Genomic DNA, 20,128 nt, shown 5'->3' with positions numbered 1-20,128 from the left:
TAGTCGTTGGTTAAAACTAGTATCAATTTGAGTCGTTAGTGAAATAACACCATTTGATTACGACTCAAATTGATATTATTCAGGAGCATTGTTATGGCGATTTTTTCTCTTGTAGAAAATTCCAGTCGCAAGATTCATGTTCAGGTTGCTAGACAAATTGCTCGTCAAATCTTGTCAGGTAAGTTGAGTGAAAGCGAAAAGCTACCCAATGAAGTGGAGCTATGTGAAGCGTTTGGCGTAAGCCGTACAGCATTGCGTGAATCGACAAAGTTATTATCGGCCAAAGGCCTGATAGAGTCTCGCCCTAAGGTGGGCACTACGGTACGTCCAAGAGGTCAATGGCATTTTCTTGATCCACAACTGCTAGAGTGGATTCTTGACCTTGAAGATACTGAGCCGTTTTTGGCGCAGTTCCTAGGTTTACGCAAAGCAATTGAACCGGAAGCGTGTGCGTTGGCGGCGATTGGTGCAACGGCAGAGCAGCGTAAAGAGCTATCAATTATCTTCCAAAAGATGACGATTGCGGCGAACACCTTTGATTATGATGAATGGACAGTGAACGATCATTTGTTTCATCAGACGATCTTTATGTCGACAGGAAATCAGTTCTACTTACCTTTTGGCAATATTTTAGAGACAATTTTCAAGCAGTTCATTGATGAGTCAGTAGAAGGCGGTCGATTCTGTCTAGAAGAGCACCAAGCGATTTATGATGCCATTATGGCTGGTCGCAGTGATGAAGCTCGTATGGCTTCACACGCACTACTTAATGATGATAATCAACGACTCGCACGTGTTGTGAACGGATAATACCCTGAACGGATAATACCCACTGCGCATTCCAATTGCGCATGGTGCTCAAGGGATTGATTAAGATTAACAACTGCTCCTTCTGGAGCAGTTGTCGTTTGTAAAATACACGATTAGGTATGGTATGTCGGCAACCAAGTCTTACGTAAAAAAGAACCTGTCTCTTGCATGGCCTTTGGCCATGAACGCACTGCTCATGCAGTCGATGTTAATGATCGATACCCTACTGGTATCTCCATTAGGTGAAATCTCTCTTGCTGCACTCGGCATCGCGACCACCATTGTTGCCTTTGTTATGGGTATTCAAATGGCATTGGCAAATGGTACGCAGTTAGTACTTAGCCGAGCGGTAGGCGCTGGCGTCAATGCGTCATTGAATCGCGGCTTCTGGGCTGGTATGGCCATCAACTTTTTAGTGGCGTTACTGTTTTGGACACTAATTCAAGTCTTTGATGCATCGCTTATTGGTGCGTTGACTGATGATAAGAGCTTGTTAGCCACAACGCAGCAATACCTTTCGGTTGCGATCCACATCGTGCTTCTCAATGCCATTACTCAGGTCATTATTGCACTGTTCAATGCTGTTGGGCGCACCAAAGTACCATTTAAAGGGTATTTGATTGAGATGCCACTGAATGGCTTGATGTCATATTTCTTGATCTATGGTTTTGCTGGCTTTGAAGGCTTCGGCGTGACGGGCGCGGCACTGGGTAGTTTGGTGGCGATTCTGGTTCGATTAGCGTTTCTTTGCTACTGCATGAAGATTGACCCGAATATTCAGGTGTCTACGCGTGAGCTAGATGCTTCGATGAAGAGTAACATCGTCAACCACTTCAAAGAGATATTCCCAGTTGCGGCTAATGTGACGATGCTGGCTATCGGTGCAACCATCTATCAGCTACTTTACTCACAGTTGAACATTAACGCTTATGTAGCGATTACGATTATGATGCCGTGGATTAAAGCGGGCACACAGTTTATCACAGCATGGGCTCACTCATCGGCCATCTCTTTAAGTCAAGCGATAGGCTCGCGCGACCTCAAAGATCTCGATAAGAAGCTCAATGTCAGTATCGACATGGCCGTCGGCATTTCAGTCGTCTCTTGTGTGTTCTTTTTGATACTCAGTTACTTCATTACCGATATCTATCCCGATCTCGATGATTCCACATACGTTGCACTGGCGACCATTGCACCACTGTATATCTTCTTACCATTAGTCCGTGGCTATAACACCGTACACGGTCATGCTCTGCGTGCGTTGGGGAAAACGACGGAAGTGTTCAAGGTCAACTTCACTGGTCAGTGGATAGTATCCATTCCATTGTGCGCATTGATCATTTTCGTTTTTGACGGATCGATTTTTTGGGCATTTGCCGTGATGCCATTTGAAGAGATCGTTAAGATGCTGCCGTTTCGCCACCTTGCGCGTCAGGCAGTGAAAGAGTTTGATCAAGATAAAGCTGATAAGCTGCTCTATGATTAACTGAGCTAGGTAACGCCGAGTTCATAATGAACTCGGCGTTTGTGTATCAATCGGTAAGGGTTACATGATCTTACGACGAATCATGCCAGAAACACGCTCTACACCGATTACCACAACCAGTATGGCTAAGATAACCGTAAGCGCTTGGTCATATCGGAACAAGTTCATTGACGCTGAAAGCTCAACACCAATGCCACCTGCGCCGACTAGGCCCAAGACCACCGCACTTCGCACAGCTTTTTCTACCGAGAACAAGCTGGTGGCAACAAACGAAGGTAAACATTCTGGAATCACAGCACCCATCACGACGCTACTGCGCTTAGCACCTATCGCATTTAACGCTCGGCTTGGTCCTGGGTCGATCTCTTCGATACGTTCTGCAAAGAAGCGCGCACAGAAACCAATGGTATCCATCACAATCGCTAAGATACCTGCTAGTGGCCCTAGACCTACGGCAATCACGAACACCAACGCCCACACAAGATCAGGAATGGTACGGAAGGTAGAAACCACGTTCACGGCAATCATTCGCACTATTGGGTGAGGGGTGGTGTTACGCGCGCACAGCAAAGCCATCGGTAAGCTGAAGATGACGCCGAATACTACACCGACGATCGCCATTTGGAAGGTTTCTAGCATTGCCTTAGCAATGACATCAACACGACTAAAGTTCGGTGGGAACGCATCGCCTAAGAAGATCCCCAGATTGGACACACCATTTGTGAGTCGACCTGTGGTGATATTTGCAGAGGCAAAACCATTCACAAAAAAAGCAATCAGTACCAGAGCGATCACCCAAGTAAAGATTGAGGGTGCCTCAAATCTAGGCGGGAGAGAGTTGAGTTTGGCTGATTGGCTGTTCATTTGTACTCGTCACTACTGGAGGTTTAATTTGGTATAACTGTTCAATATCTTGATCTGAAATGTCTTTTGCAGCGGAATCAAATGTCAGTTGACCCGAGTTGAGACCAACAAAGCGTTCGCCAAACTCACGTGCAAATTCGATCTGGTGCAAAACACAAATCACAGACATATTGCGCTCTTTGATCACTGACCAAAGCAGTTCCATGACTTCATGACCGGCTTTAGGGTCAAGACTGGCAACTGGCTCATCAGCAAAAACGACTTCCGCATCTTGCATCAGCATTCGCGCAATGGCGACACGTTGTTGCTGGCCACCCGATAAGGTGTCGGTACGACGACCTGCTAGATGAGCAAGCCCCACGCGATCAAGCGCATCCATTGCACGGTGACGATCGACTTTTGAAGCCGTCAGGGTATTACAAGACCAATAGCCTTTCTTACCCATCATGCCAAACAGTACGTTTTGCAACACACTCAGATTGCCAACCATATTGAATTTCTGGAAGACACAGCCAATACGCTGTCTTAATGCTCGAAGCTCTCTGTTTGGCGCGCTTGTTAAGTCGGTACCATCTAAAATGATTTTGCCAGAGGTGATAGGTTCTATACCGGTTAAGCACTTCATAAGGGTGGATTTACCACACCCATTATGACCTAGAATGATGACGCCTTCACCGGGCTCAACACTGAAGCTGAGCCCGTTAAGTGCTTGCGTACCATCGCTGTAGGTTTTCTTTAAATCAACGACGTCAAGACGCATGTCACACCTTAAAGTAGAGAGTAAGATTCACGAACGATGTTGTAGACTTCATCGTTAACCGTAATCATTTCAGCGCCTACGTATTTCTTACGTTTACCTGGTGCAAGAATAGCTTGTAGCAAGCCGTCAGCGTCATCCATGAACTTCTCTTGAATGAAGTCTGCACACTGTTGAGAAATATGCGGGCCAGCGATGAACGGGTCGCCAGGCATTGTCTCGCTCTCTGCTACGATTTTGTATTTGCCTTCGCCTTGTTGCTCTACAAATGGGGCAAAATCACGGATACCAGTACCAACAGCGTCAACTTCACCAGAAGCAAGCGCTTGCATGCGAGCACCGTCTAGTAGGCTGATTTGAACATCACGGTCTAGATCAATACCTTCTTTATGTAGCATGTACATTGGCATGATATGACCCGTTGTTGAACCGTGATCCTTCATTGCAATGTGCTTACCTTTAAGGTCTTCAATTGAGTTGATGTCGCTATCCGTTGGTGCAATAAATACCGAGTAGTATTCTGGGCGAACAACGGCGCTGATTGGCTTGATATCTTCAACATGTTCTGTCATCAGAACATACTCAGACGGGCCAGCAAGAACAATATCAACTTGGTTGAAGCGCAGTGCATTGATAGCCGTTGTGCGGTTACCCACTGGGAAAAACTCTACTTTTACACCTAGGCGGCCTTCAACTTCTTGTACAAATTGTTGGTAAGTCAGTTGAAGTTCTTCAGTGCCTTCAATCCCAGTGTCTGCAAAACGAAGTGTGTCAGGGCACGCAGCAAACGCAGAAGTTGCGCTGATCGCAGCAGTCAAAGCAGTGAGTTTTAACAGGGTATTTTCATCATCGAGTCCTTGAGAATTAAGTTGCGTACAAACTAAGCTCAAAAAATGACATTTCGGATTAATTTGCATTTCAATTCAATGACATAAGCATTTTAAATGTAACATTTGTTTATTGATGACCCGTTGTTACTCCACTTATAGAGGTGACGGCAAGAGGTATTTTTCAGAAGATTGGCATCATTTGTTTGTAGGAAATCATAGGGTTAGCCGCTATCCTTACCCCAGTACGATTTTAATGGCGGAAAGAATGAACGTCGAACACCTAAAACTCTTTGTCAGAATCGCTGCAACGCACAACATCAGCGCTGCGGGGGCTGAGCTTGGCTTGTCTCCTGCTGTATCGAGTGCTCATATTAATAAGCTTGAAGATGCGCTAGGGGTGAGGTTGATTCACCGTACAACCAGAAAGGTCTCCCTTACCGAAGAGGGCTTGGCTTTTCTTCCTCATGCTGAAGAAGTACTGAACTCGATTGAAGCCGCACGAGCATCGGTGGGTGTGGGAAGTGTGATACCAACCGGGACCTTGAGAGTGGCTGCGCCTGCTTCATTTGGTCGCATGCATTTAATCCCTGCCTTTCAGCAGTTCATGAGTGAGAACCTTGGTCTAACGGTGGATTTCAGGCTTTCTGACTCCATGGTGGATCTTGTCGAAGGCGGCTTTGATATTGCGATTCGTAATGCTGAGCTTAAGGACTCGACACTGGTAGCGAGAAAACTGGCAGATGATAGGCGCATTGTTTGCGCCTCTCCAGACTATTTGGCCAAGTACGGCAAACCGGTTGATCCCAGCGACTTAATGAATCACCACTTTGTTCAGTTACCAGGTCTTGAGACGTTTACCTTCAAAACTGAGAGCGGTGAGGTTACGGTGAAACCAAAAGGTCAGTTTAAGGCTGATAATGGTGAAGCGGTTCGCGATGCTTGTGTACACGGTTTAGGCATTACCGTCAGTGCGACCTGGTGTGTTTATGAACATCTAAAAAGGGGTGAATTAGTTGAGATCTTGACTGACTATCCTTTGGTCTCCAACTCGGCGATTTGGGCGGTTTATCCGAGTTCAAGATTGCTTGCACCGAAGGTGAGAGCGTTCATTGATTTCTTTTCAAATTATTTTGGCACTCCACCTTATTGGGATTCAGACACTTAGCATTGATTGCTTAAAATGACCGGAAATTGATCTGGTAATGCGAATTGTTATTGTTTATATTTATTTTGTTTGCTGCATTTTTTCTAGGTTTTGGTTATGTACGTTTGTTTGTGTCACGGAATTTCTGACAAGAAAATTAAAAAGCTCGTCATTGAAGAGGGCGTGCAGGACATGCGTACCATTAGAAAGTGCACCTCACTGGGAAGCCAGTGTGGTAAATGCGTTAAACAGGCGAAAGAGATCGTTTACGAATCACAGCAGCAACTTTTTAAACAAGCCTGTTAGTTCGTATTATCCCTTCCTCCGGGTGGTTTTACCACTCGGGAATTGTCGTGCTTTTTTGACAGACACTCCACAGCTTCTACGCTTATTAGAGCCAAAGAGGAGGGCACGTCATGAAAGGCGATCCAATTATTATTCAACATCTCAACAAAATTCTTGGCAATGAGCTTATTGCCATCAACCAATATTTTTTGCATGCTCGTATGTATAAAGATTGGGGTCTCAAGCACTTAGCAGATAAGGAATACCATGAGTCCATTGATGAGATGAAGCATGCCGACAAGCTCATCGAACGCATTCTGTTTTTGGAGGGCTTACCTAACTTGCAAGATCTTGGCAAGCTGATGATCGGTGAAGATACCAAAGAGATGATCGAGTGTGATCTCAAGCTTGAACTGATTGCCATACCTGATTTGCGAGATGCAATAGCCTACGCTGAAGATGCACGTGATTATGTTTCAAGGGATCTATTCCAAGAGATCTTAGAAGATGAAGAAGAACATGTTGATTGGCTTGAAACCCAGTTAGGGTTGATAGAAATGTCCGGTATAGAAAACTACCTTCAAGCTCAATATGTCGATGAAGAGTAACTTCTAGATTTCCTTAAAGCTTCAATTATTCTTGTACAAAGGCTTACTCATTTGAGTGAGCCTTTGTCGTTTTTAGTGTGCTCGGTAGTGCCCCATTTAATCCCATAATAATGCTAGTTGTAATGTTATATCCCATTTATGGGATTGAAGGTTGCAAATAGTCCTCTACAAAATGCCTCGGTCAACACTTAGTATTTAATGGTCAGCAGGGAGCAGACATAACCCAACAATCTTTGTGATACGAGGTGTCAATATGAAAACTCTAGCAACCCTACTAATGACTTCACTATTTGTCGCTCCTGCAGCATTTGCAGCTTCATCAACAGACTTCACGCAGAATTCTCATGTGACAAGCCCTACGACACAAAGCTTTACCTACAATGAAGACGACCAACGCACCGGTGAACGATATTTTGAAGATGATATAAAAACTGGTGAACGTTTTGCTTATATTGACCCAAGTGATAAAACGGGCGGTGGTTACTTCGAAGATGACATGCGCACAGGTGAACGTATCGCATACTTTGAGGATGAGATGAGAACCGGTGAACGATTCGCTTACATCGACCCAAGCGATAAAACGGGTGGTGGTTACTTCGAAGATGATATGCGCACAGGTGAGCGTATCGCGGACTTCGAGGATGATATGAAAACGGGCGAGCGATTCGCTTACATCGACTCAAGTGATAAAACGGGTGGTGGCTACTTTGAAGATGACATGCGTACCAGTGAGCGATACTTCTAACTCGTTGATATGATTTCATAAGGGGAACAGGTGTGACTCCTGTTCGTGAAAGGGGAATAGTCTGAGTAGAGCTATTCCCTTTTTGTCGTCTGCACTTTATTCTGAACATAAGTGAGGTGCTAAGTATGCGTAACTTAAATGATATTTTCATTTTCTGTCAGGTGGTCGAGCATGGCAGTATGAAGAAAGCGAGTGAGGAATTAGAGGTCCCGCTATCGACGGTGAGTCGGCGTATTTTAGCGCTAGAGGAGATGATAGGTGCACAACTGTTTGTCCGCAGTAAAACAAAGCTGACACCAACCAGTGACGCAACACGTTATTACGAGCGTTTGAGCGGGCACTACCGGAATCTGACCGAAGAGTTAGACAATATTAACCGTGATGCTGAAGATGTGGTCGGTAAAGTCACAATAGACTGTACCAGTTTTGTCTACTCGTTTTTCTTAAAAGAGACGATTACTAAGCTGTTAATTAAGCACCCTAAGCTAAAAATTAAGATGATTTCGGCTTACGATACATCCACGTTAGACCCAGATGCTGACATTGGCTTATTGGTAGGGGACTTACAAGACAGTAGTCTTGTTGCCAAAAAGGTGTTTGATTTTAGAATTAAAGTCGTGGTGTCGAAACATTATGCTCAAGAGCATGGAATTGTGACCTCACTGTCTGAACTTAAGCGTCACCATTTTATTGGGCATCTAACAAACAATGCCTTGTCGGGCTACAACACGACCACCAAAGAAGTAGAGAGCGTGACGCTTTACCCTAAAATCACACTTCATGATACCGATTCATTACTCGACATGACTGATTCGGGATTGGGTTTTTGCTTTACGTCAGAATATTTTGTTATTGATGCCATTAATCGTGGAGACTTAGTTGAGTGGCTGCCCAACTTTCGTTTTGATAGTCGTTCTGTCTACATGGCATACCGGCATCGGACCCTGAAATCTAACGCTCAACAAGTGGTTATGGATGCCATTTTGGAAGCTTTTGCTCCTTATACAAACATAGAGGAACGTTTGCGTTAAGAAATCCCCAAACTATAACCAGATTTTTGTTGTCGGTGACTTTTCAAGGGTGATGTAACTCACTATTATCAAAAGTTGAAGTCTAAAAAAACGTGAGCAACCGTGAGTCAACGCCCTGTCAACTTAACCCATAGTAATAATCTTCTGCCGTTTATCGAATACTTTGAATCACAGGGTATTCAATGGCGGGATACTGCTGACCAATATCAAATTCCTGATATGCTCGAAGATCAAATATATTGGTTGCCGACACATGCAGCGCTTTCTTTTATCAGCGCCATGATAAGCAAAAGTCATGATCGTCTTGGCATCGAAGTAGGGCAATTATTGACGGTCGGGCATATGTTTCCAGAGCTGGGGCAGGCGCTAGATAAATGTCAGTCATTGTCAGACGGTATTCATGCACTCGTCGAGCAAATGCAGACCATGAATAATCATGTGATCTTTTGGCCCGAAAAGATTAACGATAAGTGGTATTTGTGTCATCGTGGAGCTTATCCGATATTTGCCCCAGCTTATGACCAAGCAGAGTGGTTCCGCTCTTTTGCACTGATCACTATGTGCCGTGATTTCTTAGGAGAGACTTGGATACCTCACTCTGTCTGGTTGAGTTTTAAGAGCCATCTTGCCCAGCGTTTGCCTACTGGTATGGAATCTGTTGAGGTGACTTATGAACAGGCCTATGGCGCTATAGAAGTGCCACTACCACAAGATTTTAAGCCAGTAGAAATTGACTATAAGCGCGAGGCTTGGTTTGATGAAATTAAGCGACTAGTCCACTCATATGCTCCACTACCTTGGTTTAACATTGATTGGCTAGCAGGGTTTATTGGTGTATCAACCCGCACTATGAAACGCCGCTTTACCGAGAATCAGTGCTCTTTCCAAGAATTAAAAGAGACGAAACGATGTGAGCTCGCTTGTGAGCTACTCGAGCAGTTAGTACCTGTAGCCGATGTCGCTTGGCGTTGCGGCTATTCCGATTTATCTAACTTCAATCGTGCATTTCGTCGTTGGAAGTCGATGACTCCTGCACAGTATCGTAAAGCGCATGGAAGTAAACAGACGTAACGCGGCTATCAATCGTTAGAGGATGAGAAAACCCGATACTATAATGGGGAGTATCGGGTTCTATCTTATAGGCTTATTGATGATCGATGTTTATCGTTGAAAAACTGACATCGAATCGTTCACCAATGTAGTCGCTATCGGGCTTAAATTGTGGATAGATACCGGCTTTAAAATAGTACGCTTCATCTTTCCAGCTTTCGGTCATGGTGACAGAGTCGCCATTTTTATCCGTGAATACTTCTCCCCAATGAATAGTGATATCTTCACGGCTCGACTCTCCAGCAAGGCTATCGAGTGTCGCAAGGTAAATGCCTTCTTCATCGACAAGAATTTCGTATTGCCAATCCACATTGGCAGCGTATGTCCCGAGTTCGATGCTGAATGACCAGTTATCGCAGTTATTGACTGGGTTGCTGCTATCACATTTCTCATTATCAGAGAAAAAGTCTTGATTCATGATCACGCGAACGGGTTTATTTTCACCCTCCCAAAGCACCTTGATTAGAGCTTGTGAGATCTCCCAGCCATGCACTTGCCCTACCACGACTTTCGGATCTTGGCCGCTAATCATCGGGTAGTCTTCGATGCGAAGCACCGAGGTGAGCTTGTGTTCTTTGGTGCCTGTTGCAGAGTCATCGATAAACCAACTGGTCATCTGGTCTTGGTTACTGGTGCTACATGTGCCAAGGTTTTCGGCGTTGAATAGCTCTCTCAACTCAGAACGAATATAGCTAGAGTTGCTGGTGGATGTACCATAGCCCATATCGACTCTAAAGTGCATGCGCTCTTGTGAAACGTTGAAGAAGGAAATCTCGCCACTGTCGTATTGGCTATACACAATGTCGCTATTGTCATTGAGCACCTGCTTTGAACTATCGTTACAATGTACGGGAACCAATTCAGCTGCTGACGTTCCTCCAGAGCCATACCAATCATCTTTGCTGGCAGGTATCGTTATCTTCCATTGGTCAATATCCCAACCTGTCGCTGGTGTTGTTTCTGTTTCAGAGACGGTGAGTGCCGTGAAGCGGACTTCTGACCAATCATTGATGTCATCGCCGTCATCGTATTGGTTGTAGACACCAGCTTTGAAGTAGCTAAGCAGGTGCGCCCAATAACTGATATCGAGATTGACCTTTTCGAACCCGTTAACCGAGATAGTCAGCTGACTTTCACTGACAGCAAGATCCATATCGGTAAAGCTGTCAAGATCGGCCTCACCTAAATCAAAACGAGTGTAAGCATTACTGCTGTCACATGCTTCGGAATTTGCGTAAGGGCTATCACTGCTGCAATCAACAGCATTAGCTTTGATGACGGCCCAGTAGTGTCCAGTTAAGCCGTTGCGAATTTCTTCGTACACAACACGCAGCAGAGGGTGAGGAATATATCCATTGCCAGTTTCATCTTCTCCTTTGTTGTGTATCTGTAAAAACGTGACTTCGTCACCGTTTACACTGTTCGCGATCGCCTCTTGGATACCAACCGGCTTAAAGCTTGCGTTCAGCGTGCGAGTTATACCAAATTCACTGGTGTCAAAGTTCTCTTCAACACGCAACTCTGAGCGATTCTTATAACCACTCATTTTGAATACCAGCTGGTTTGACGCTGGGTAGGCATAAAAGTAATCGTCAAAGTAATCTTCGTTAGCGATAGTTTGATTACTGATATCTAGTTTGTCGCCTTCTTCTAGCGTTGGGTCCCAGCGCTGTAGCTTGGATGCGTTAATAATAGCTTTGAAGGAATCGAGAGTATAAGGAGCAACTATTTCTCCATCTTCGGGCTCATCGGGTACTGTGTTGGATGGGTTAAATTGATTACCGCTTATGACTGTCTCATCGCTACTCCCATCAATAATGGCGGCGAGTTCACCTTCACTAGACGTCGTATTGAGGTTGAAGTCATTAAATTCATTATTGGTAACAGTCGCTTGGCATGTTTTTCCATCAAACTGGCCAACCCAAATGCCAGCAACATCAGAAGAGGGGGTATCTAAAGAAAAGGTATTGCTATCGAAGATAGATCCGTTAGCCCTAATGCTGCCACAGTTAAGATAAATGATGCTGTTGGCACTATTGGTCGTTTGCTTGTTTGCAAAAGTGCTATTGATGACTCTGACTAATCCACGAGAGTATATCCAAGCGGTTGGACTGGCTGTCAGTTCATCAAAGCCAGCGCCATCGAAACTCAGATTGTCGAGTGTCACATAGGTATCATTAGTCCCCACTTTCCCAACGTTGATGATGGAACGAGAGGCGCTCTCACTACCACATGATTGATTATCGTCTCTCTTCATCATTTCGATATCTTCAAAATGTAAGTCGGATAAGGTGATCCCTGAGTGCCCGTCTGCAGAGTCTGGAATATCAAAACAGACATTACCTGAGATAATGGCTTTATCCTGTGAAGAGTAGCCAGAGGGGCTTCCTTTAATGGTAAGTGACTTGTCAATGACGATACTCACAGAGTCTGTAGTGAATAAGTCTTGCGTCACAGTGATCGTATCGCCCGAAGAGGCTTGGGTAATCTCCGCCTGTAGTTCCTCAAATGACGCTGCTGAACCATCAATGATAATCGTGCTGTCGTCATTGTTATTGCCACTATCATTACTGTCACTACTGCTGCCACCACAAGCCGATAGACAGACGCAGGCAAGTGAGACGGCACTAACCAGAATAGGTGTTTTCATTGAATTAAGCTTCCTTACCAGGTGTTACATTTTGTAATACAATATCATCTAGAGTGATGCGAGGGCGTTTTTGGGTTAGAAAAGTTGAAGTGACTCAAGTAATTGCTTTAATGCAGGAATTTTCTTGCGAGGGCTTGAAAGAATAGGCTGATATTGATGTGAAACCGGATGCTATTAATGGAGTTTAGTCTTACAAATAGTAGGGTGAACAAGTTACTTGTAGACAGAAAGAGCCCATTACAGGGCTCTCATGTAGATAGATTTCTATTTAAATAGATCTTTGAGATCGACAGAAACCCAATCTTGGCTTAGAACAGGCAGTTTGATCCACAAGTTCATATCATGCAAGTCTGTCACGACCTGATAGTTAGTTAAATCAACATCCTGATTTCTTGGCTTTGTCGCGCCGCCATGCTCTTTGAACGTACCGTCTTCATTAAATAGTGGTAGGTCAAAAATGTCGCGCATTTTTCTGGCGTCAATACGGCCTGCAATTTCGTTGTGACGCTCGGTTAGATTCTCTAGACGACGCAGAGAGTTACTCATCGTATCGCGAATACCTAGTCCCCAATCTGGGTTGAGGAAAGTGTTTACAGTGACAAACGATGAGGCGTCTTTCTCAGGAGAACGGCGGCGGTTCTCTTGAAGTGTATTTTCGTATGAGCAAGCACGACCCGTACTGTCAGCTAACATCCAAATACAAGGCACATCTGTGCGCGCAGCTTGGAAGCGAGCGCTGATCGCTTCAAGGGTGTCACACTCTGCGAGATAGTCGAAAACAGAGTTCAGGAATGACGGTTTCTCTGATGAGACTACGTTCCCGCCCATTGAGGTGCCGTCATGCAAATCCGCATACACACCCTTATCGTTCACACCAGTGACTAGCCATTGCCAACCTGGCCATGAAACATTAGCAACCTTATTTGAACCATCATTTGGGTTATATACCGTAAGGTAGATAGGAAAATCTAGAAACAGCTCGCTCCAGTCCATGTTGCGGCCAATTAAGGTGCGGCCATCTTTTGTGCTGTCACCCCAGGTTGTCATGGATGAACAACCCGAGAATGAGTGAAGTTTGCCTTCAAAAATAGCAAATGGGCCACTTTGGTCAAGCAACACGACTTTTTCTACAGACCAATCGAGAGCATCAGCAACGCCTTGGAAGTACTGTTTTCTGCGAAGAGATAATGCGTCAAAAATGCGACTACCGAACAGTTCATAAGCTTCTTCTTCGTTTGAAATACCTTTATCAAACATTGGCTGAACAAGCTTGTCCCACATTGGTTGCATGTGTTGACGAGAAAGTTCGCCATATTGCTTACCCATCTCATACCAGCTTCCTGATAGCTGCAGAACAAATAGCATATCTTCGCTGGTCTCGAACATAGTGCCGCTTTCAAAAGTTTTGATTGGATTTAGGGTTGAAGTAATCATGTTAACCTCGATGTTATGAGTGAATGTCTTTGTTGAGGTATAATTTAGAGGATTAATGCTAACAAATTAAATCACTTATGACGGACGTGGCTCGTCTTTTGTCTATGGTCTGCGTATGGGACAATTTGGTAAAGTTATGATTTAAAATAAAAAAAGAGTGAGCTATCTCTAGCTCACTCTGTAGCGAATCAATTTTGCAATGTACTAATTCGATTTTAAAATTGCCCAATTGGGCACCATTAAATTGCTCTGAATCGAAAGGTGTCGTAGATAGATCACAAGGCAAGAGGCTAAGATCGCACTAACCTCGGAGAAACTTGGAGCATAGGTCAGTGTTAATGCGTGGACCGTACACCCGAGCGCAACAGGAATGGCATACAGCTCTTTTGTGAGCAACAAGGAAGGTCTTTGCAATAATACATCGCGAATGATTCCCCCACCGACTGCGGTTATTACACCTAGGATAATCGGCCCAACAGGCAAACCAAACCCAAGACTGAACGCTTTTTCTGTGCCTTGAATGCTAAACATGGCAATCGCGAATGCATCAATATAGAGGTAGATTTTGTTGATCCACTTTGCGTTTAACAGCGGATAGAAAAAGAAACCGACTGCAGCACTAAAGCACGCTATGTAAACGTAAGACAACTCTTGTGCCCAAAATACCGGCACATCTAGCAGGGTATCGCGAATTGTACCGCCACCGACTGCCGTGATCGTACCGAGAACAAGAATAGTAAAAATATCACCATGTTTTTCGTGGGCAGCAAGAACGGCAGATAAAGCAAATGCCGCAGTGCCTAACACGGTAATTGTGTCGATGATAAAAGAAGGAGTAAACATATGAATAAGCTTAATTGGTTAGAGTGAGTTCATTCAGGTTACGTTTATCCTTTCCTTAGTCGAAATGCGTTATGACGGACGCCACCCACAGTCTGCTAATGTTGCAGCATTTTAAATCGTTTTGCGTAATTGACAACAACACTAACGATCGAGTTTTTGATCTTGGTAATCGGTTTACTATGAGGACTCCAAAGTACAATTTGGAACTTCCAGCCTTCATTGAGCTCCGCAATCTCAAGTGGTATTAGCCCGTCAGTAACGTAGTCAGATTCGGTCAAAACCCTGGGTAGCCATGCCCAACCGGCACCTTGCTGAACGAGTTTGATCGCCATTGCCAGTTGGTCGACTTCTTCATAGCGAGCTGCAACGATCATTTTCGCTTCAACGCCTTCTTCAACGAAGGATCTCAGGACAAACTGACGAGAGAGCTTAAGTTGGTTTAGCATGTCTTTTGGCGAGCAACTCGCTAAAGGGCTGTCTTTGCTAACGAAGGGTGCAAACTCAATCCCCCCAATTAAGGTGGAGTCCATACTGTGAATTCCTTTTAGGTTTTGTGCGTTAACAAAACCGAACTGAAACTCACCAGATTCCATCCCTGCACGGATATCATCTCTGCTTCTCACTACAAGGTTGACACGAAGGTTTGGGAAGTCTTCAGCTAGTTGCAAGCGCATGTCAGACAGTAAGCGGTGTGGGAAATAGCTCGGGTATGCAATGGTGATTTCTTCTAGTCCGCTATACGAGAGACTTAGTGCGACTTTATCCAATAATCGTGTCTGTTCTAATGCAGATTTTGCGTAATTATAGAGGAGTTCACCGTCTTCGGTAGGCTCAACGGATCGACCAACTCTTTCAAACAGTTCTATTGCGAGAATGTCTTCTAGGTTGGTGATGACTTGCCCAGTGGTCGTGCGGTGTTTGTTTAACTTTGCGGCAGCTTTACTGAATGAACGCTCTTCATACACGGTGACAAAGGCGAGAAGCTGTTCGATGCTGAAATTCATTCACTATTCTCTCTTGTTATTTCTTAATTTGTTTTCAAGCTAAAACAGTAGCTTGGAGTAATTATAGACGGGCTTTATTGATTGTGATCTACATCTTCTACAAACCTAGAGGAGAGGATGTCTATTAAAAATAACGTGTATTTCTCATTTTGCAAAGCTAGTTTATGACGAGTTAGGTCCGTCATATGTGATTTTTAAGAAGGTTTGTATTAGTCAATAATGGTGCCACTAGGACAGGGAGTGCAAGTCCAAAGATACACAAAGATACTCTCAAAAAAAGGTAGGCACATGAATCACAATTTTAAGGCATTAGTTTCAGTCATGACCGCTGCATTATCAACGCAAACGATGGCAACAGAGAAAGAACCAAACCCTTCAGATCTAACCGAAACTAACACATCTGCTTATGTTTCAATGAGTAATCAAGGAGACTTTAAAGCATCGGTGTCTGGTGATTTTCATATTTCAGAACGTCAGACCGGTATGTTGACTCTTGAGGGGACAATGAATAAGGAAGGTCGATATTCAGACAGTCGCCTCCAGTATTTCCATGTGTTTTCGACGGACAATACGACGGTACCAAGAGCTGCAGTCTCACTTGATGTGATTGATAACGCGATGTTCACCTCTGCTTCTGTTGGTGCAACTCTGGCGATCAATTCTGGAGTGAAAGGCTTAAACCTGTTCCCACGCATAGGTGTATTAGGCGGAAAGTACTCAGATGAGACCACTCAAAGGTTCAACACATCTAGTGATGACGCTATCGGTGGTTCTGCCGCAATGTATGTTATCTACAATATAGGTCAAGATGGAACGTATATCGGTGCTTGGCCAGAGTATAACTATATGACGGGTGATGTTGATGCTTCAGTTCTTAAGTCAACACTAATGATTGCGACTCCATTTTCGCAAGACAAAACTCGCTGGGGACAAATTCGTATTGAAAATACGGATGTGAAGCTATCAGCTAACAACGGTATTGAAGCAATAAAAAGCAACGATACGGTCGTATGGGCGGCCTACAAATTCTATTTTTAACTGTTTAATCCCTAATACCCTTTTTATATAAATTACTCTGGAGTAGCTATGAAAACAATCTATTCGATGTCAATTTCACGTACCGCTTTGGCGTTAACCTTGGCGCTTTCACCAACGGCCTTTGCTTATGACTTAGTGATCAATAATGGACGAGTGATGGACCCAGAAACCGGTTTTGATCAACAAGCGAATGTAGCGATTGAAGAAGGCAAGATCGTCAAGATCACTTCGGAACCTCTTATTGGTGATAAAGTGATCAACGCTGAAGGTCTTGTTGTTGCACCAGGGTTTATCGACACACACTCACATGTTGTCGCGATGCCAATTATGCAAAAATTGCAGTTACGAAATGGTGTGACCACGCCACTTGCACTTGAAGTGGGTGCTTACCCGGTTTCTGATTGGTATCAACGTTTAGAAGGGCGTTCACAAACCAACTTTGGCGCGAGTGTTTCTGCTGCTGGTATTCGCACCAAGGTATTGAACAATAAGTACCAGTCGCGCACCGGTACTATGATCAATGATGTTTTTGATGCAGAAGAAACAAAGGCATCGAATATCAGTCACGATGCATTGACAGAAATAGCCTCCAATGAACAGATTGAGAAAATCACAGAGATGGTGGAAGCAGAGCTTAAAGCGGGCGGACTGGGTATTGGTGTGCCAGTGGGCTATATGTCTAAAGCAACGACAACAACTGAAACTAAAGAGTGGCAGCGTCTGGCAGGGCAGTTCGGTGTTTCAACGTATCTACACGGTCGTTTTTCAAGTGAGCTCCCGCCAACCTCTGGCATGTTAGGAATAGAAGAAATGTTATCCGGTGTTGGTGTATATGGTGGCGGTTTATTAGTTCAACATATGCATCAACAAACGCTAAATGAGACGCCAGAAGCCCTCAAACTCCTGGATGATGCGCGCGCGAAAGGTATGACAGTGATGGCTGAAATTTACCCTTATAACTATGGTGCAACCATCGCCGCCGCAGACTACTTGGTGCCTGAAAACTATCAACGCAACATGGGCCGAGATTACTCTGACATTATTGAAACCGCGACGATGAAGCCTTTGACCAAAGAGCGTTATGAATATCTTCTTGAAAACGATCCGGGTGCGAGTGTGATGTTTTATGGTGCGACCAATGAAGATCTTAAGTTGGCGTTATCACATGAGTCGACGATTGTTGGTAGCGATTCATTCCCGTTAATGATGTCAAATGGCATGATGGCGTACAGTTGGAAAACACCTTATGAAGGCTTACAAGGTCATCCTCGAGCAGCGGGAACTCAAGCCAAAGTGTTAAAAATGGTCCGAGAAGACAACCTCATGCCATTGATGTCTGCGATCGCGAAAATGAGCTTTATGCCCGCTAAGTTCTTAGAAGAGAATGGGGTTGAGCAGATGAGTCACAAAGGCCGAATTCAAGTGGGTGCAGATGCCGATATTACCCTGTTTGATCCAAATACCGTCACTGATAACTCTACGCTGAAAGAGCCTGGGCTTCCTTCAACTGGTATTCCATATGTTGTGGTGAATGGCACGGTTGTCGTAGAAGACTCAAAAGTGCTGGAAGGCGTCTATCCAGGTAAAGCCATTCGTAACACGGCTGTTTTCAACTAGTCCGATACAGACTTGTCTGTATAGTTGAGCTTTTGCCCCGCCATCAATCGCGGGGCTTTTTTATGCTGATAACCAAGAGGATATTGTCCTACAAACCGGATTATCACCTTGCGTTAAACACTCGTATAGTACCCGCCCGAAGTCAGCTCTGATGGTTAATCGTATGAAAAGATATTGCCGAATACTTGGTGCCTTTGTTGCACTCATTGTTCTGTATACGCCGATTTCGTCAGCATCAGAGCTCAAAATACAAGGTTTATCAGCCACACTGTCGAAAAATGTCACTGACTATATGACGGGTATCGATAGTGATTCCCTGTCTCACGTTTCTCGTCACCACATCGATAAACTGCTCAATCAAGCGTTGAACCCTTTTGGTTATTATCAGCCAACATTTGTCATTAACGGTATGGACACAGAGACACCGACGCTAACGGTGGATAAAGGCTGTCCGGTACGACTGCAAATTGTCGACATTCAGTTGGCGGGTGAGGCGATAACCGATGACGACTTTGTCGAGTTAGTGTCGAATGCCGGTATAGAATCAGGACAAATTCTTGAACATGACAAGTATGACAACTTAAAAAATCGGCTGCGCTCATTGGCGTTAAGTAAGGGTTATTTTGATGGCGAATTTGAGCAGGCGCGCTTAGAGGTGATCCCAAGCCAGCTGCGTGCTAATGTCATTATTCACTTCAATAGTGGCCCTCGCTATCGATTTGGTGATGTTCAAGTGAATGGTTCGCAGATTAGAGAGGATAGGGTGAACAACCTCAAGTCTTTTGAGGCTGGAGAATATTTTGACGCGCAGAAGCTCAATGAATATCAGGTACAACTTTCTGAGGCGGGATGGTTTAAGCAACTGTCAGTAAAAGCTGACATTGACCATGCGGGCAGTAATCTAGAATTACCCATTGAGGTGGATGTAGAGCCGCGTTCAAAAAACGTAATACAAGTAGGTGGGGGTTATGCTACTGACGTTGGTCCAAGAGCCTCTTTACGTTGGTCTCAACCTTGGTATAACGAGAAGGGGCACAGCTTTGATAGTGAGGTGAGCCTGTCAGGACCTGAGCAGCTACTTAATCTGGGCTACAAAATCCCCAATCATGATGTATTAACGGATTACTATGGCGTGCAGTTTGGTGTCAATCATGTTGACTATCTCGATACCAAGCGTTTCACCAGTGATCTCACATTCGAAAAGCATTGGAAGTTGGACCAAGATTGGCAGACCACGGCGTATGTGAAATATCTGTTTGAGGATTACACCCAGGCTTCAGAGTCTGACACGACGCAGTTTCTAATGCCGGGGATATCGTTTAGCTATCTAGAACAGAAGCCTGATAGTAATGAGATACGCCATCGTCATATGCTGTCGGTGGAGTATTCTGATCCAAATCTATTCTCAAATAGTCGTGTGCTGCGTTTACTCGGTGAATCGGTATTGTCTTGGAACATTACGGATAAACAGAAGTTTCATTTACGGGTGAATGCAGGGGCTAACTTTACCGATGAGCTCTCAGATATTCCGTCATCACTGCGTTTTTTCGTTGGCGGTGATGGCAGTGTTCGCGGCTATGATTACGAGTCAATTTCCCCGGCCAACAATAATGGCGAGCTGACGGGGGCACTTTATATGGCCACCATGGGGTTAGAGTATCAATACAACATCTACAATAACTTTTGGTTAGGGGCGTTTCTTGATGTGGGGGATGCTTTTGATAAGTTGCCAGAGCCTAAACGAGGCACTGGCTTAAGTTTGATCTGGGATTCCAAATTTGTACCGATTAAACTCGATTTTGCCTATGGTCTAGATGCACCGCAAGGGGATGAGTTTCGCGTCCATTTTTCTTTAGGCACTCAGTTTTAGGT

The 20,128-nt window shown here is 44.5% G+C and carries 18 protein-coding genes; 11 read left to right on the top strand and 7 right to left on the bottom strand.

Annotated elements, in window-relative coordinates; genetic code table 11:
* Window positions 1-93 precede the first annotated feature (93 nt).
* Together QWZ05_RS05380 and QWZ05_RS05375 are read left to right on the top strand one after the other, a co-directional pair.
* Window positions 94-810: a FadR/GntR family transcriptional regulator gene (locus QWZ05_RS05380; RefSeq protein WP_264876802.1), complete on the top strand. Its 717-nt coding sequence runs from the start codon at window positions 94-96 to the stop codon at window positions 808-810.
* Between the two features lie 181 nt (window positions 811-991).
* Window positions 992-2,296 carry an MATE family efflux transporter gene (locus QWZ05_RS05375; RefSeq protein WP_290297132.1) on the top strand — a complete coding sequence of 435 codons (1,305 nt, stop codon included), beginning with the start codon at window positions 992-994 and terminating at the stop codon, window positions 2,294-2,296.
* A gap of 60 nt (window positions 2,297-2,356) precedes the next feature.
* Here QWZ05_RS05375 and phnE read toward each other — a convergent pair whose 3' ends face one another.
* From phnE to phnD, 3 genes are read right to left on the bottom strand one after another with little or no spacing between them, the layout of a single operon-like run.
* On the bottom strand, window positions 2,357-3,160 hold the full coding sequence (gene phnE / locus QWZ05_RS05370) for a phosphonate ABC transporter, permease protein PhnE (protein WP_264876801.1): 804 nt from the start codon (window positions 3,158-3,160) through the stop codon (window positions 2,357-2,359).
* Window positions 3,120-3,920, bottom strand: coding sequence for a phosphonate ABC transporter ATP-binding protein (gene phnC / locus QWZ05_RS05365; protein ID WP_290297034.1), 801 nt, complete (start codon window positions 3,918-3,920; stop codon window positions 3,120-3,122). Before phnC ends, phnE begins: the two co-directional genes overlap by 41 nt.
* An 8-nt stretch (window positions 3,921-3,928) precedes the next feature.
* Window positions 3,929-4,834 (bottom strand): phosphate/phosphite/phosphonate ABC transporter substrate-binding protein, encoded by a 906-nt coding sequence (gene phnD, locus QWZ05_RS05360; RefSeq protein WP_290297032.1) that lies wholly within the window; start codon window positions 4,832-4,834, stop codon window positions 3,929-3,931.
* A gap of 178 nt (window positions 4,835-5,012) precedes the next feature.
* Between phnD and QWZ05_RS05355 the strand changes: the two genes are divergently transcribed.
* The 6 genes from QWZ05_RS05355 to QWZ05_RS05330 all read left to right on the top strand — a co-directional run bounded on the left by QWZ05_RS05355 (window position 5,013) and on the right by QWZ05_RS05330 (window position 9,631).
* Window positions 5,013-5,912 (top strand): LysR family transcriptional regulator, encoded by a 900-nt coding sequence (locus tag QWZ05_RS05355; protein WP_290297029.1) that lies wholly within the window; start codon window positions 5,013-5,015, stop codon window positions 5,910-5,912.
* Window positions 5,913-6,008: 96 nt separating this feature from the next.
* On the top strand, window positions 6,009-6,197 hold the full coding sequence (locus tag QWZ05_RS05350) for a (2Fe-2S)-binding protein (RefSeq protein ID WP_264876797.1): 189 nt from the start codon (window positions 6,009-6,011) through the stop codon (window positions 6,195-6,197).
* A 110-nt stretch (window positions 6,198-6,307) separates the two neighbouring features.
* Entirely contained in the window at window positions 6,308-6,784 is a 477-nt protein-coding gene (bfr, locus tag QWZ05_RS05345) for a bacterioferritin (RefSeq protein ID WP_164650624.1), read from the top strand.
* 253 nt (window positions 6,785-7,037) lie between these two features.
* Window positions 7,038-7,529, top strand: coding sequence for a hypothetical protein (locus QWZ05_RS05340; RefSeq protein WP_290297027.1), 492 nt, complete (start codon window positions 7,038-7,040; stop codon window positions 7,527-7,529).
* A gap of 125 nt (window positions 7,530-7,654) precedes the next feature.
* Window positions 7,655-8,560 (top strand): LysR family transcriptional regulator, encoded by a 906-nt coding sequence (locus QWZ05_RS05335; RefSeq protein WP_290297026.1) that lies wholly within the window; start codon window positions 7,655-7,657, stop codon window positions 8,558-8,560.
* 102 nt (window positions 8,561-8,662) lie between these two features.
* A complete protein-coding gene (locus tag QWZ05_RS05330; protein WP_264876794.1) occupies window positions 8,663-9,631 on the top strand; it encodes a helix-turn-helix domain-containing protein in 969 nt (322 codons plus the stop codon).
* Window positions 9,632-9,704: 73 nt separating this feature from the next.
* On the opposite strand, the gene QWZ05_RS05325 is transcribed toward QWZ05_RS05330, so the two are convergent.
* From QWZ05_RS05325 to QWZ05_RS05310, 4 genes are all read right to left on the bottom strand, one after another.
* A complete protein-coding gene (locus QWZ05_RS05325) occupies window positions 9,705-11,489 on the bottom strand; it encodes a polysaccharide lyase family 7 protein (protein WP_373875562.1) in 1,785 nt (594 codons plus the stop codon).
* A gap of 1,095 nt (window positions 11,490-12,584) precedes the next feature.
* Window positions 12,585-13,754, bottom strand: coding sequence for a C45 family autoproteolytic acyltransferase/hydrolase (locus QWZ05_RS05320; RefSeq protein WP_264876792.1), 1,170 nt, complete (start codon window positions 13,752-13,754; stop codon window positions 12,585-12,587).
* A 204-nt stretch (window positions 13,755-13,958) separates the two neighbouring features.
* Entirely contained in the window at window positions 13,959-14,597 is a 639-nt protein-coding gene (locus QWZ05_RS05315) for a trimeric intracellular cation channel family protein (RefSeq protein WP_264876791.1), read from the bottom strand.
* Between the two features lie 95 nt (window positions 14,598-14,692).
* On the bottom strand, window positions 14,693-15,601 hold the full coding sequence (locus tag QWZ05_RS05310) for a LysR family transcriptional regulator (RefSeq protein WP_264876790.1): 909 nt from the start codon (window positions 15,599-15,601) through the stop codon (window positions 14,693-14,695).
* Window positions 15,602-15,889: 288 nt separating this feature from the next.
* Here QWZ05_RS05310 and QWZ05_RS05305 point away from each other — a divergent pair, with 288 nt between their 5' ends.
* The 3 genes from QWZ05_RS05305 to QWZ05_RS05295 all read left to right on the top strand — a co-directional run bounded on the left by QWZ05_RS05305 (window position 15,890) and on the right by QWZ05_RS05295 (window position 20,126).
* Window positions 15,890-16,639, top strand: coding sequence for a hypothetical protein (locus tag QWZ05_RS05305; protein ID WP_264876789.1), 750 nt, complete (start codon window positions 15,890-15,892; stop codon window positions 16,637-16,639).
* A gap of 48 nt (window positions 16,640-16,687) precedes the next feature.
* Entirely contained in the window at window positions 16,688-18,256 is a 1,569-nt protein-coding gene (locus tag QWZ05_RS05300) for an amidohydrolase family protein (RefSeq protein ID WP_264876788.1), read from the top strand.
* A 151-nt stretch (window positions 18,257-18,407) separates the two neighbouring features.
* Window positions 18,408-20,126, top strand: a complete 1,719-nt coding sequence (locus QWZ05_RS05295; RefSeq protein ID WP_290297021.1) for an autotransporter assembly complex protein TamA — start codon at window positions 18,408-18,410, stop codon at window positions 20,124-20,126.
* The last annotated feature ends 2 nt before the right edge of the window (window positions 20,127-20,128 follow it).

The organism is Vibrio agarivorans, from assembly GCF_030409635.1.
Lineage (GTDB): Bacteria > Pseudomonadota > Gammaproteobacteria > Enterobacterales > Vibrionaceae > Vibrio > Vibrio agarivorans.
The sequence above is the reverse complement of the archived record's forward strand: the minus strand, read 5'-3'. Positions and strand labels throughout refer to the sequence as shown.

Coding starts and splice junctions, on each gene's coding strand:
- bfr (WP_164650624.1), top strand. CDS start 6,308: ATGAAAGGCGATCCAATTATTATTCAACATCTCAACAAAATTCTTGGC.
- QWZ05_RS05310 (WP_264876790.1), bottom strand. CDS start 15,601: ATGAATTTCAGCATCGAACAGCTTCTCGCCTTTGTCACCGTGTATGAA.
- QWZ05_RS05320 (WP_264876792.1), bottom strand. CDS start 13,754: ATGATTACTTCAACCCTAAATCCAATCAAAACTTTTGAAAGCGGCACT.
- QWZ05_RS05350 (WP_264876797.1), top strand. CDS start 6,009: ATGTACGTTTGTTTGTGTCACGGAATTTCTGACAAGAAAATTAAAAAG.
- phnE (WP_264876801.1), bottom strand. CDS start 3,160: ATGAACAGCCAATCAGCCAAACTCAACTCTCTCCCGCCTAGATTTGAG.
- QWZ05_RS05315 (WP_264876791.1), bottom strand. CDS start 14,597: ATGTTTACTCCTTCTTTTATCATCGACACAATTACCGTGTTAGGCACT.
- QWZ05_RS05300 (WP_264876788.1), top strand. CDS start 16,688: ATGAAAACAATCTATTCGATGTCAATTTCACGTACCGCTTTGGCGTTA.
- phnC (WP_290297034.1), bottom strand. CDS start 3,920: ATGCGTCTTGACGTCGTTGATTTAAAGAAAACCTACAGCGATGGTACG.
- QWZ05_RS05340 (WP_290297027.1), top strand. CDS start 7,038: ATGAAAACTCTAGCAACCCTACTAATGACTTCACTATTTGTCGCTCCT.
- phnD (WP_290297032.1), bottom strand. CDS start 4,834: ATGCAAATTAATCCGAAATGTCATTTTTTGAGCTTAGTTTGTACGCAA.
- QWZ05_RS05295 (WP_290297021.1), top strand. CDS start 18,408: ATGGTTAATCGTATGAAAAGATATTGCCGAATACTTGGTGCCTTTGTT.
- QWZ05_RS05355 (WP_290297029.1), top strand. CDS start 5,013: ATGAACGTCGAACACCTAAAACTCTTTGTCAGAATCGCTGCAACGCAC.
- QWZ05_RS05375 (WP_290297132.1), top strand. CDS start 992: ATGAACGCACTGCTCATGCAGTCGATGTTAATGATCGATACCCTACTG.
- QWZ05_RS05305 (WP_264876789.1), top strand. CDS start 15,890: ATGAATCACAATTTTAAGGCATTAGTTTCAGTCATGACCGCTGCATTA.
- QWZ05_RS05380 (WP_264876802.1), top strand. CDS start 94: ATGGCGATTTTTTCTCTTGTAGAAAATTCCAGTCGCAAGATTCATGTT.
- QWZ05_RS05335 (WP_290297026.1), top strand. CDS start 7,655: ATGCGTAACTTAAATGATATTTTCATTTTCTGTCAGGTGGTCGAGCAT.